Annotated in this window: 10 protein-coding genes and 1 pseudogene; 7 read left to right on the plus strand and 4 right to left on the minus strand. The window is 39.6% G+C overall.

All coding sequences use genetic code 11. The features are described 5' to 3' along the window. Nucleotides 1–2: 2 nt before the first annotated feature. From BUB05_RS12070 to BUB05_RS12095, 6 genes and pseudogenes are all read left to right on the plus strand, one after another. Nucleotides 3–815, plus strand: coding sequence for an electron transfer flavoprotein subunit beta/FixA family protein (locus tag BUB05_RS12070; RefSeq protein ID WP_073049873.1), 813 nt, complete (start codon nucleotides 3–5; stop codon nucleotides 813–815). Next, nucleotides 812–1,777 carry an electron transfer flavoprotein subunit alpha/FixB family protein gene (locus tag BUB05_RS12075; protein WP_073049874.1) on the plus strand — a complete coding sequence of 322 codons (966 nt, stop codon included), beginning with the start codon at nucleotides 812–814 and terminating at the stop codon, nucleotides 1,775–1,777. Before BUB05_RS12070 ends, BUB05_RS12075 begins: the two co-directional genes overlap by 4 nt. Nucleotides 1,778–1,795: 18 nt before the next feature. After that, entirely contained in the window at nucleotides 1,796–3,178 is a 1,383-nt protein-coding gene (locus BUB05_RS12080; RefSeq protein ID WP_073049875.1) for an FAD-binding oxidoreductase, read from the plus strand. Nucleotides 3,179–3,224: 46 nt separating this feature from the next. After that, nucleotides 3,225–3,992 carry a 5'/3'-nucleotidase SurE gene (gene surE / locus BUB05_RS12085; RefSeq protein WP_073049876.1) on the plus strand — a complete coding sequence of 256 codons (768 nt, stop codon included), beginning with the start codon at nucleotides 3,225–3,227 and terminating at the stop codon, nucleotides 3,990–3,992. 243 nt (nucleotides 3,993–4,235) lie between these two features. After that, a pseudogene (locus BUB05_RS12090) lies at nucleotides 4,236–5,791 on the plus strand (BCCT family transporter). A 144-nt stretch (nucleotides 5,792–5,935) separates the two neighbouring features. Next, complete coding sequence (locus tag BUB05_RS12095) at nucleotides 5,936–7,042, plus strand: glycerol dehydrogenase (protein WP_073049877.1); 1,107 nt, start codon at nucleotides 5,936–5,938, stop codon at nucleotides 7,040–7,042. Nucleotides 7,043–7,171: 129 nt separating this feature from the next. Here BUB05_RS12095 and BUB05_RS12100 read toward each other — a convergent pair whose 3' ends face one another. From BUB05_RS12100 to BUB05_RS12115, 4 genes are all read right to left on the minus strand, one after another. Further along, nucleotides 7,172–7,384 carry a helix-turn-helix domain-containing protein gene (locus BUB05_RS12100; RefSeq protein ID WP_073049878.1) on the minus strand — a complete coding sequence of 71 codons (213 nt, stop codon included), beginning with the start codon at nucleotides 7,382–7,384 and terminating at the stop codon, nucleotides 7,172–7,174. Nucleotides 7,385–7,440: 56 nt separating this feature from the next. Beyond that, a complete protein-coding gene (locus BUB05_RS12105; RefSeq protein WP_175548560.1) occupies nucleotides 7,441–9,051 on the minus strand; it encodes a BCCT family transporter in 1,611 nt (536 codons plus the stop codon). Between the two features lie 73 nt (nucleotides 9,052–9,124). Further along, nucleotides 9,125–10,309 carry a CaiB/BaiF CoA transferase family protein gene (locus BUB05_RS12110; RefSeq protein ID WP_073049879.1) on the minus strand — a complete coding sequence of 395 codons (1,185 nt, stop codon included), beginning with the start codon at nucleotides 10,307–10,309 and terminating at the stop codon, nucleotides 9,125–9,127. A gap of 22 nt (nucleotides 10,310–10,331) precedes the next feature. Next, on the minus strand, nucleotides 10,332–11,525 hold the full coding sequence (locus BUB05_RS12115) for a CaiB/BaiF CoA transferase family protein (protein ID WP_073049880.1): 1,194 nt from the start codon (nucleotides 11,523–11,525) through the stop codon (nucleotides 10,332–10,334). 409 nt (nucleotides 11,526–11,934) lie between these two features. Here BUB05_RS12115 and BUB05_RS12120 point away from each other — a divergent pair, with 409 nt between their 5' ends. After that, nucleotides 11,935–12,429 (plus strand): DUF1850 domain-containing protein, encoded by a 495-nt coding sequence (locus tag BUB05_RS12120; protein ID WP_073049881.1) that lies wholly within the window; start codon nucleotides 11,935–11,937, stop codon nucleotides 12,427–12,429. Nucleotides 12,430–12,586 lie beyond the last annotated feature (157 nt).

Here is a 12,586-nt window from a genome sequence, read left to right on the forward strand (position 1 = left end):
AAATGAAAAAAATCCTTGTATGTTTTAAAACAGTACCGGATTTGGATATGTTGTCTGACAGTGATTGGTCTCCAGCAGAGACCGGCACTGTCGAAACAACATATGTAAAAAAGATGATAAACCCCTATGATGAGAGTGCATTGGAATTAGGACTGAAGCTTCGCGATGAAATAAATGAGAAAAATGAAGTTGTTGAATTGACGGCATTTACAGTAGATAGCAACCTTTCGTCAAGGACAACAAAAAACCTGTATGCTCTTGGCTTCAACAAAGTTGTATCATCAAGAGAAGGAAAAGATTTGGTTTTTAACCCCTGGATGGTTGCCGGGATTATTAAGGATTATTCGCTACAAGAAGGTCCTTTCGATGTCATGCTTTTAGGAATGCAAAGCACACCCGGAGACAATGGCATGACTCCATTCATACTTTCTGAAAAACTACAAATACCCTGTATTCAGGGAGGGATATCCATTCAGGAGGACAATGGACAATTTAATATTGAAAGCCAGACAGACTCTATTATTATAAATCAAAAAGTTGCAGGGCCTGTTATTTTTGCTGTCGGAAATGTCGCCAGTACCTATTTGAGAATTCCCACACTAAAGGACAGACTTGCAGTCAAGAATATGAAGGCTCTAGAATATACCAGAAATGTAAATGGAACCGACGCAGTGATGTGTCAGAATTCCTATGAATTGATTGAGTTGAAAACAAGAGACAGGACCAGATGTTGCAAGATGATCAGCGGAGATTCTCCTTTGGAAATTGCCGAAAAGATATATATTGAGTATTTGAAGGACAGGGTGAAGGCATGAAGATAGTTGGGATTATCAATGGTTACTTGAAGGATTATTTGACGCATATCCGTCAGATCAGGTGTTTTGTAGAAAATAACTTCGATGGATTTGAAATTGAATATTATGTTTTTTGCAATAACCCGAAAGGACAGATTGAGATTCCTTCAAAAGCTGGTATTTCATGGAAAGGTTTGGAAAACACCACAGGTTACTTGCCTGAAGAGTTTCTTGATGCTGTTGTAGAGGAGTTTGGCAATAATATCCCCGATGTGGTTTTGTTTCCGGGAACTGATGGGGGTAAGGAGCTGGCTGCAAGACTGGGCGTCAGGATTAATGGAACCAGTATATTGGGTGTAGAAAGTGTAAAGGTGCTGAAGGAAGGCATCTCTGCAGAGAAGCCGGTCTATTCGAGTAATCTTACCGGTGAATTTCTAATGAGGAAAGCGCCTTTTTGCATTTCAATAAGTAAATCGACATCAACCGGAGAGGATTTACCAGGCTGTTGCTTGACTGCTCAAGAACAAGAAATAAAAAAAGAACCTGATATAGCAAAGTACGAATGGATTGAAGAGGTTGAGATATCAGAAAAAGTACAGAAATATGACTTGTCGAATTCCAATAAGATACTTGTATTCGGCAAGGGTGTAGGAAGCAGGGAAAGTATTGAGAAGTTTACTGAAACTGCAGAAAATCTGGGCTTTGACATAGGTGTCAGCAGACCGGTTGCAATGAATGCATGGGTTGGAATGGAAAAGCTTGTTGGTGTATCCGGCACAGTCTGCAAACCTGATGTCTGCATTGCGTCAGGAGTATCTGGTGCAGCTGCATTTTCTACAGGAATTGATAAGAGTGGATTTATTGTAGCAATCAACAAGGATGAGAATGCAGCTATCTTCAAGAAATCAGATATAGGTATAGTAATGGATTATGAAAAAGTACTCGAGGAAATTTTCAAACTTATAGACTCGGATAAAGATTGAATTTAAGGATGTTTTTTTATGTATGAGAATTCTATTGAAAAATATAGCAGCACTTATGATGATTACTTAACCGATGAATCAAAATTTTCTGGTTCATTTGAAAGCATATCGTTTCCGAAAGATATTGATGAGATGAAGTACATACTGATGGAAATGAAAAAAAACAAGGTTCCTGTAACCATACAGGGAAGTATGACTGGAATATGCGGCGGGTCCGTACCTGTAAAAGGTCATGCTATGAATATGAGTAGGTTTTCAGGTATTAGCGGTGTTGAAAAGGTGGATGGTACTCATCGGGTCAGGGTTAAATGTGGAACGGTTCTTGATGAATTGAAGAGTGAACTTTCAAGAAATGATCTTTTTTGGCCTCCGGAGCCAACGGAGACTTTAGCCACGGTTGGTGGAGTTCTGGCTACATCTGCCAAGGGTATAAGTCATTATCATTATGGCGATGTATCAAATTATGTAAGTGAATTAACTGTACTCGACATCTCTGGTAACGTATCTGTTTTAACTGAAAGTGATTCTTCTTTTAGCGATTATTTTGGATCTGAAGGTATGTTTGGTTTAGTAGTTGAATGTGAATTGAAATTAATAAAAATCCCGAAGGAAACCTGGGGTATAGTATTTTTCTTCAATTATGAAAAACCACTCCTCAAGTGGTTGGATAACGTGAGAATGATGGATTTAAAAGGAAAAGAGTCTTATGTTGTTGCAGTTGAATACATTGATGATATTTCACTTGAGCATATTTATGAAATGAAGGAAACATCATCAAGTTTAAAGGCTATTCCGGAAGTACCTGAAGGAACTAAGGGAATGGTATATGTAGAAATTCACGGAAATGATGAAGATTCGGTTCTGGAAATGGCAGAGGAATTAATGGAGACGGCTGAAGAATATGGAAGTGATCCGTCTACTGCATGGGCTGTAAATGGACAGAAAGAAGTAGAAAAAATAAGAGTGATGAGGCACGCAGCACCTGAATCCATAAACAACTCAATAAGAACGGTCAGGGAAAAAAAGACAACAGGAAAACTTGCTACGGATATTATGTGGAAAGACAGGGGCGTTTCTGAAACTGTTGAATATTACAGGAAGTCGGCTTATGAAAGAGGATTGGAAATCAGTATTTTTGGACATGTGATGGATAATCATCTCCACGTAAATATACTGTATAAGGATTATGCAGAGTATGAAACTGGAAAACAGATGCTGCTTAGATGGTCTGAAGATGCCTTCAGTGATAATGCTGATGTGTTTAATGAACATGGAATAGGAAAAATCAAAAAGGATATCTACATCAATTTAATTTCTAAGAATAAAAAAGATTTGCTGAAGCAAAGAAAGAACCTATATGACCCTGATGGTCTATGGAATCCGGGTAATGTTTTTGATTGAAGGCAAGACAAATACTAGATTGGATTGTGATTAAAGGAGACGTGAAGTGAGACCTTATATATTGATAACAAATGATGATGGGATTTTATCTCCCGGTATTAAGGCTGCTGTTAGAGCGGTTAAGTCTGTTGCTGATATTTTAATTGTTGCCCCTCGGTTCCAACAGACTGGGATGGGAAGATCCTTTCCAAGGAATGAAGATACGGGTATTATAGAAAAAATATGTCTTGATGCTAATCAAAGCATATATGGTTATGGAGTCCATGGTTCACCGGCTCAGGCCGTAGCCCATGGAATACTTGAACTTGCTTCCAGAAAGCCTGACCTGTGCATATCCGGAATCAACTATGGGGTTAATCTGGGAATATCATTGACATGCAGCGGGACTATAGGAGCTGCATATGAAGCATTCAGCCATGGAATAAAAACGATAGCCTTTTCATATGAAGTACCGCTGAATGAACAGAGGACTGAAAACTTCATGGAAATTGACTGGACTATTGTTGAAAAGACCATTAAGAAAATCGTATTGGATGTATTGGAAAATGGATTTGCAGATGAAATCAGTATTTATAATGTAAACATACCCAATAGTGTGGAGATGGATACGGAGATTAGAATGACAACCCAAAGCAGGTTTAGTCATTCCATATTCAAGGCTCCTGATCGCAAAAAATTCGATGAAAGACTAATTCTTGAGACGGTACCGGATCCAATGGTTGAGTTTGCAGAAAAAGAAAGTGACATATATGCGATAGAACATGACAGGATAGTATCTGTAACACCTTTGGGTTGGAAACAAAGTATTATTTGAAATGGATGTTTGTGACATGGCATTTGATTTAACTCTTGACATCGATGCAAACGTTTTATATAATTATAGATAGTTACTGGAGACGGAGATAAGTAACTTCCTTGGAGGAAGTCTGCTTATCTTTTTTTATTGTTTAAATGCATGCAAAACAATATTGGTAATATTGAATAACCTACCGGAGGTAGCATAAGAAAAATAAGAATAATAACATTTAGATTATACAGGAAAATATAGGAGGAATTTATGTTTAAACAAATTAGAGGGATAGCGTTTTGGCCTGCATTTGTATTGTTGACAGGAGCATTGATTTTTAACTTTCTAAGCCCGGATTCATTCATGAGTGCTGTTACAACAGCCAGCAATTGGATGATAAGTCAGTTTGGATGGGCATTTAGCATGATAGGTATGGTAGCATTATTGGCGGTTGTAGTAGCTTATCTATCACCGTTGGGTAAGATTAAAATTGGTGGAGAGAAAGCCGAACCATTGATGTCTAAAGCAAATTGGTTTGCAATTACTCTATGTACAACTTTGGCGGCAGGTATAGTATTTTGGGGAACAGCTGAGCCTATGTATCATTTAGCTTATCCACCCTCATCATTGGGTATGGATCCATTTTCGCCTGAAGCTGCAAAGTATGCCATGGAAACCATGTATCTTCACTGGACATTTACACCCTATGCGTTTTATGCGCTGCCGACAATGCTTTTTGCTATTGCTTTCTATAACATGAAGAAGCCTTTCAGCATAGGTTCACAACTTGCACCTATATCTGGCAAGGTTGAAGGAGACAAGTTTTATCAAATAGTTGATGCTATTTGCATGTTTTGTCTTGGTGCAGGAGCTGCAGCGGCTTTTGGAACTGCAGTACTTAACATGGCAGGGGCTTTGAATTCCATAGTAGGAATAGAAAGTAATCCAGCAACATGGTTTATACTTTCGGTAATTGTTGTTGTAACATTTGTAATATCTTCAAGTACCGGTTTAATGAAGGGTATTAAAATCTTATCAAACATAAACATGCAGATTTATTATGTTATTGTAGGATTTGTATTTATAGCAGGACCTACAGCATACTTCCTGAACCTTGGAACGGAAGCCTTCGGAGGTTATCTTTCAGGATTCTTCGAAAAGAACCTTTTCACAGGAGCATCTTCAGGGGATATGTGGCCACAGTGGTGGACAACGTTCTACTGGGCAGTTTGGATGGCATGGGCTCCTGTTACAGCTTGCTTCCTTGGCAGGATAGCTTATGGACGTACAATAAGAGAACTTCTAAATATCAACTTTATCATGCCATCTTTGTTCAGTGGACTTTGGATGACAATATTCAGTGGAACTGCAGTTAATTTTCAAATGACCGGCAGGGTGATCTTGTAAATGTATTGGAAACCGTAGGACCCGAGGGTGTTGGTTATGCATTGCTGAGGGAACTCCCACTGTCAGGTTTGATAATACCGTTCTTTCTAGTTATTGTATTTATCACTGCAATTACAGCATTTGATTCGACTACAAATTCAATGAGCGGACTATCAATAAAGAATATTTCTGTTGAGAACCAGGAAGCGCCAACTTTTGCAAAAGTGATCTGGGGAGTATTGATAGGTGGAATAGCTTATATAATGATTAGTGCAACTGGTGGTGTTGCAGGTATAAAAACTTTGTCAAACCTTGGTGGATTCCCAGCGATTCTACTTGAGCTTGGAGCAGCTATAAGTGTTTTTGTAATGGTTAAGGATGTTAAGAAGTATGAATACCAGGAAGACACCATTGAAGAATTAAAAGATATAAGCCAGTAGAATTAACAATATTTGATTTGAAAAATGATAGGTGGATATCTAATTTGCCTATCTTTTTATTATCGGTCGTGATGTTTCAACTGACCGTCAATCTGAAAGAATCAATGCACTTAAGACTTAAATCACTTTTTGGGGAGAAGAAAAATGACAGGTAATATATCTAGAGGTTTTGGAAGTCCTGGAAAGTACATACAGGGACAAAATGAATTGAACAATCTATATAAATATACGGATCTTTATGGCAAGAACGTGTCGGTGATAATAGATGGTTTTTTGTTTAATGATATAAAAGCATTGCTTGGAAAAATATATCAAGATGATTCAAATGTAAACTACGTGAAATTTAGTGGAGAATGTTCAGTGAGGGAAATAAACAGGTTCAAGTTAGAATCTGAAAAATTTAAATCTAATGTGATAGTGGGCATTGGTGGAGGTAAAACTCTAGATACTGCCAAGGCAGTATCAGGGGAACTTTCAATTCCTGTAATCATAGTTCCAACAGCTGCGTCGACAGATGCGCCTACCAGTGCATTAACCGTTATATATACTGATGAAGGAATACACAGTGACTTCATTTGTCATAAGAAAAATCCTGACATAGTACTTGTAGATACAGCTATTATTTGCAGGGCACCTGTAAGGCTATTGGTGTCAGGTATGGGTGATGCGCTTGCAACATATTTTGAGGCATTGGCTAATGAGGCTTCGGATACTGAAAATTACGTTGGTGAAGGATATAGAAGAACAATGTTGGGAATGATGATAGCAAAACTATGCTATGAAACACTTATTGAAAAGGGATTACATGCAAAGATTGCAGCCGAAAATGGATGTTGCACTGAAGCTTTTGAGGATGTTGTTGAGGCAAATATCCTCCTTAGTGGATTGGGATTTGAAAATACAGGATGTGCCGGTGCACATGGGATTCACACTGGGTTAACCGAACTTCCAGAAGCAAATTCATATTTTCATGGAGAAAAGGTTGCCTTTGGAACAATATGTCAGCTGGTACTTGAGAACAAGTCGCCAGAACTCATTGATGAAGTAATGGGCTTTTGCACAAGTGTGGGTTTGCCTGTAACTCTTGGTGAAATGGGTATTGAGGATAACGATGACACTATACGAATAATTGCCAAACATTCTGTGAAGGAAATATTGTCAGAACCTTTTACCATAACTGAAGAGTCTGTTTTCAATTCAATCAAAACGGCAAATGGTTTAGGAAAGATATACAGTAATAAGTGTCATTAACTGAACAAATATGGTACTACAAATGTTAAAATCCAGCAACGCGAGCTTTATCACGTTGCTGGATTTTTTAGAACTATGGCTGGATTATTGTTGTACAACAATTTCTAATACAAAATACAGATTTCCTTTTTAATAATAAATCTCGTCATTGTATCTCTTGGATTTTCTTGATATTGTTGCCTGGCTTACCTGAAGGATTTCCGCCGCCTTGTATGTGCTCTTGACCTTTTCCATGACCTTGGTGATAAGCTCTCTTTCCACAATCGCCTTGGCATCCCTAAGGGGCATTACCGTATCTATTTTTATCGTGATTTCTATTTCGTTTTTCTCGATATCTTTCATAAAATCAATCCTCATCATACAAGTTTCATTCCAAGTCGTTTTAATATCTATTTTACTTATTTTGCTTCAGTTATTGCTACACCATCATCCAATTCCTTTATAGCAGTATGCTTGATAATATCTTCTCTTGACATATTGCTGAAATCAGAGAACATTTCTCTCAGGAAACCGTGGTAGATTATGACAAGTATTACCACAAGGGGCAGTCCCGTAGAGAGTACTATTGACTTGATTGTGCCTATGTCTGTTCCTATGAAGGATATCGCTATAGGTAGAGCTACGAGAACAAGACACCATACCAGCTTCAAGAATGGATTCGGCTCCTCAGTAGCCTTAAGCTTCTTGGAAACTGTTGACGACAGTGTGAATGATGCTGCATCAAGAGTCGTAGCAAGGAACAATACGATTACGAAAAGGTAGACCACCATGACTATCTTCGAAAGAGGAAGAGAATTTATTGTAGCAGTTGCAATCTGCTCGGCCTGGCCTGTAACCAGCATGTTTGGAATATCCAGTATTCCCTTGACTCTCAATGACTGCTGGTATCCGCCGATGATTCCAAAGAAGAGCAAGAGTCCCAAAGGTCCGCTTATGAGCATGTTTGCAATGACTTCCTTGATCTTTCTTCCCTCTGATATCTTTGCTACGAAAAGTCCGGTAAAAGGTCCGAAGGTAAGCCAGTATACAAGATAGAAGGCTGTCCATCCCTGGGGATATCCGGTCCTTGCAATTGGATCCGTCCAAAGACTCATCCTCATATATTCCTGTGACAGTAACCCAACCGAATTAACCATTGAGTCTATAATGAATTGTGTAGGTCCAACTATGAATATGAAGCCTAGAAGGGTCATACAAAGGTAAACATTTGAGTCGCTTATCCTCCTCATTCCCTTTTCAATTCCAACAAACGAACTTACAGAGTAAAGAAGTGCCACTCCAATAAGAACCATTGTAGTAAGTGTGAAAGTCTGATTTATTCCCAAAAGATCGGCAAGGGCTGCAGATATTGTTGATGCCGAGGTACCTGCAGTAATACTTATAGAACCGACAGCTGCAAATATGAATATGAAGTCAACTACCTTTCCGAACCATCCTCTTACTGCCTTTTCTCCAAGTGAATATTTGCAAAGTACGCTGAATCTAAGCTCGCTGTCTCCCTTGATATAATAGTGATATGCAAATGGAAGAACAAATACGCATAGAAGCGCCCACGCCGAAGGACCCCAGTCAAAGAATGTATAGGCCATTGAAAGCTCGTAATTTACAGCTTCGCTTACTGCAACTCCGTTAAGCTGCGGAGCTGCATTGAAATGCCATCCCCACTCCAGAAATGCCCAGTAGACAGTTCCCGCACCGTTGCCGCAAAAGAACATCATTGCAACCCAGCTAAGTGTTGAATACTGAGGCTTGGAATTTCCAAGACGGATGTCTCCATATTTCGACAGAGCAATAACTACCAGAAAACCTACAACCAAAACCGTGAATAATTGCATTGTTGAACCAAAGGTGTTAGTAAGCATACTTAGTACTGAATTGGCTGCAACCTTTCCCTGTTCGGGATACAAGGTGAGATATCCCACAATAAAGGCAATGAGCAATACACTGACACTCATCAGTAAGACTTCAAATCTATCATTTAGACCAGAATTTCTCTTGTTTTTATCCATTAATACTTCCTCCTGTAATGATTCCACACCTGACATGAATATACCATGCCAGGCAGGGAATGTAAATTTTTTATTAAATTACTTCGTTCAAGAACAGTTCCTTGATTTTATTATCATCGTACCCTATGCTCTTCAGCACGGCTTCAGTGTCCTGCCCGAGAAGAGGTGCTCCATGCTCCAAAACCGGAGGAGTCTTGCTAAGCTTCATTGGATTTCCTATGGCAAGGTGCTTTCCAACTCCCGGATCATCCATTTCAAGCATCATGTCTCTTGCCTTTATCTGTGGATGTTCCATTACCTCAGGTATGTCGAATACAGGTGCATTTGGAACTCCTGCCTCTACAAAGATGTCCGCCAGCTCGCTTCTAGTCTTCTGTGCGAAAAAGTCAGAAACTATTTCAGTGAAAGGTGCATAGTTTTCACATCTTATTCCATTTTCCACAAATCTTGGATCTTCAATAAGCTCAGGCATCTTTATAGCCTCACAGAAACTTGGCCATTGTCTGTCGCTTGCTATACCTGCTGAGAAATATCCATCCTTGCATTTGTATACGTCATATGGTACAAGTGTTGCAGGATCTGCATTACCGGTCCTTGTACAGGTTTCTCCAAGAACAGTCTCGAAAAGTATGGGGCTTTCAAGAATGGAGAATATTGCATCATACATTGCAACGTCAAGCTTCTGACCTTCACCTGTGTTAAGCTTGTGAAGGTATGCCATTGTGATGGCAGTTGCCATGTAAAGACCTGTAAAGTTGTCGCCTATGGCTGGACCAACTTTTGTAGGTATTCCTTCAGGATCTCCGGTCATCTCCATGATACCAGTCATTGCCTGAACAACGTTGTCATATGCTGCAAGGTGGTGCAATGGTCCGTACTGTCCAAATCCTGATATACATGCATAGATTATTCCTGGGTTGACCTTCTTCATGTCTTCGTATCCAAGACCAAACTTGTCAAGAGTTCCAACCTTGAAGTTCTGTACGATTATATCTGCATCCTTAACCATGTCGAGGATTACCTTTCTTCCCTCTTCGCTTGCTATATCAAGGGATACTCCCTTCTTGTTCCTGTTGATGGCAGCATAGTATCCGCTGTGTCCGTTCTCCAGCGGTGTCCATTCACGTGACTGGTCTCCCATTCCTCTTCTCTCTATTTTTATTACCTCTGCACCGAAGTCGGCCAGATTCATCGTGCAGAACGGTCCGCTGTATGCCTGTGTAAAATCTATTACCTTAACGCCTTCTAATACTTTCATGGTATATCTCCTTCCGTTAAATTTATACTAGTTCTACGATATTGTTTTCCTGAAGTCCCTTAATCTGGTCTGCTGAATATCCAATCTTGTTCAAGTATTGTTCCGTATGCTCTCCTAAAAGAGGTGCCGGGCTAGTAATCTGTCCCGGAGTCTCTCCCATTTTTATAACTAGTCCCGGAACCTTGATCTTTCCAAGTTTTTTGTCTTCAACTTCTACAAGCATTTCTCGTTCCTTGACATGATCAGTTCCCATTGCTTCCTTCACCGTATATACAGCTCCACATGCAAGTCTTGCCTCTCTCAACTTGTCCTCAATATCAAACTTGGACATAGTTTTAGTGACTGCTTCAAGGGCATCCTTAAGTCCAGACTCGTAGTTGTCTCCTCTTTTCTCATTGTTGATGTATCTAGGATCCTCCTTCAAGTGATCCAATCCCAGTGCATCGCAGAATTTCTGCCACTGTCTGTCTGTAGATATACCTACTGCAACATATCCGTCGTTTGTTTCAAGAGCATCGTATGGAGAGATTGATGGATATGAATTTCCTACCCTTGGAGGAACGCTTCCTCTAAGACATTTAGTCATAGGAGCCGCTTCAAGTATTGAGAACAGAGAGTCAAGTATTGCAATGTCTACCATCTGTCCTTCGCCTGTTTTCTTTCTGTGTATAAGGGCAAGGTTAATAGCCATTGCAAGGTAAGTTCCACTGAACTGGTCTCCCATTGCAGCACCTACCTTTGTTGGAGGTCCGTCGGGGAAACCTGTCCTGTCCATTAATCCACTCATTGACTGTAGTTGAAGGTCAAGTCCTATAACTTCCTTGAAAGGTCCCGTCTGTCCAAATCCGTTAAGTGCTGCATATATTATGGATGGATTGATTTTTTTCAGTTCTTCATAATCAAGTCCCATTCTTTTCATGCTTCCATATTTGAAGTTTTCGCATACAACATCCACTTCAGCTACGAGCTTCTTTATGATTTCCTTTCCTTCCTCTGATGATGCATTAATGCTTATACTCTTCTTTCCTCTGTTAAGGTATGCATAGTATGCGCTGTCCTCGCCCTTAAATGGTGCCCAGTATCTTGCAAGGTCGCCTACACCTGCCCTTTCAATCTTTATTACCTCGGCCCCAAAGTCTGCCAAAATCATCGTTGCCAAACTTCCTGCGTGAGCCTGGGTAAAGTCCAGTACTTTAATTCCTTCTAATGGTCTCATACATTAACTCCTTTCAAAACATTACATAGGTTTTATATTAATTTAATCTTTCATGAGCTCACCTACATAATTGCAATTCCCGTGCCAATTTTTAGCAATGGCTGAAATCCAGTATTTTCAATCGTTTCGAATCCAGGACGATTGCAGCAACCCCTTTTGAGTCAGAGATTACTCAACTTCAAGGCAGAAAACCCCCAAGTACTGTTGAAACAACGTACTTGGGGATTCAATCATTTTTGAACCGCTGGAGACTCAGCGATTCATCAGCGGTTCAAACGTTTTCCCGAAGTTTGTGCAGCATCGATAATATACGCTTTATTTTGCGGCTCATCTACATATACTGCAACATAATCAATAACCATTGCCCTATTCATGAAATAATACTACTATATAAACATGGAGGCATGATATGAAAAAAATAATGATAATAATATTGATTGCAGCAGTACTTATTGCACCCCTCTTCGTTGAGGTGAATATATTGACACTGGAGCACTATCAGGCAGGTCGAACCATACTGTTTTTCAATATCTCTCCTGGAGACGAATTCACCATGAGATGGACACATTCCGTGGAGCTTACTCCCTGGGAAGAGATATTCAGGATAGACGATGAATACAATATGATTCTTGACAGGACAAGATTCCAGAATTTCGGAGCAGGAGTTCCCGATGCGGTCGGTACGGAAACTTATATAGAAGACGGTTATCTTACCTACGGGGGGATTGACCAAATAGTACCCATTCTTCCCTATGGGATTTCAGATTTTGCAAAGCACACCTTCATATTCAAGGATATGGAATACAAGCTTTATGAAATGGTTCCCGACGGTGACAGGATAAACATCTATACCGAAAGAATAAACGGCTACGGCCTCATAGCAAGATATGTCTGCTGCAGATAAGAAAGCTAAAAAAAGACTAAAAGAAAGACCTGCAAATTGATATCTTCAAATATCAACCTGCAAGTCTTTTATTTCATTTATAAAAATCTATAATACGATATCCCCTCAAAACATATCTGCTGTCCGTAAAGCAAATGATGAATACTTGCCTGAAATA

Origin of the sequence: Dethiosulfatibacter aminovorans DSM 17477 (assembly GCF_900142005.1) — a bacterium.
GTDB classification, from domain to species: Bacteria; Bacillota; Clostridia; order Tissierellales; family Dethiosulfatibacteraceae; genus Dethiosulfatibacter; species Dethiosulfatibacter aminovorans.

Excerpts from the sequence above, each read along its gene's own strand:
- BUB05_RS12075 (WP_073049874.1), top strand. The coding sequence starts at position 812 with ATGAAGATAGTTGGGATTATCAATGGTTACTTGAAGGATTATTTGACG.
- BUB05_RS12080 (WP_073049875.1), top strand. The coding sequence starts at position 1,796 with ATGTATGAGAATTCTATTGAAAAATATAGCAGCACTTATGATGATTAC.
- BUB05_RS12105 (WP_175548560.1), bottom strand. The coding sequence starts at position 9,051 with ATGGATAAAAACAAGAGAAATTCTGGTCTAAATGATAGATTTGAAGTC.
- BUB05_RS12110 (WP_073049879.1), bottom strand. The coding sequence starts at position 10,309 with ATGAAAGTATTAGAAGGCGTTAAGGTAATAGATTTTACACAGGCATAC.
- BUB05_RS12095 (WP_073049877.1), top strand. The coding sequence starts at position 5,936 with ATGACAGGTAATATATCTAGAGGTTTTGGAAGTCCTGGAAAGTACATA.
- BUB05_RS12070 (WP_073049873.1), top strand. The coding sequence starts at position 3 with ATGAAAAAAATCCTTGTATGTTTTAAAACAGTACCGGATTTGGATATG.
- BUB05_RS12120 (WP_073049881.1), top strand. The coding sequence starts at position 11,935 with ATGAAAAAAATAATGATAATAATATTGATTGCAGCAGTACTTATTGCA.
- BUB05_RS12100 (WP_073049878.1), bottom strand. The coding sequence starts at position 7,384 with ATGAAAGATATCGAGAAAAACGAAATAGAAATCACGATAAAAATAGAT.
- BUB05_RS12115 (WP_073049880.1), bottom strand. The coding sequence starts at position 11,525 with ATGAGACCATTAGAAGGAATTAAAGTACTGGACTTTACCCAGGCTCAC.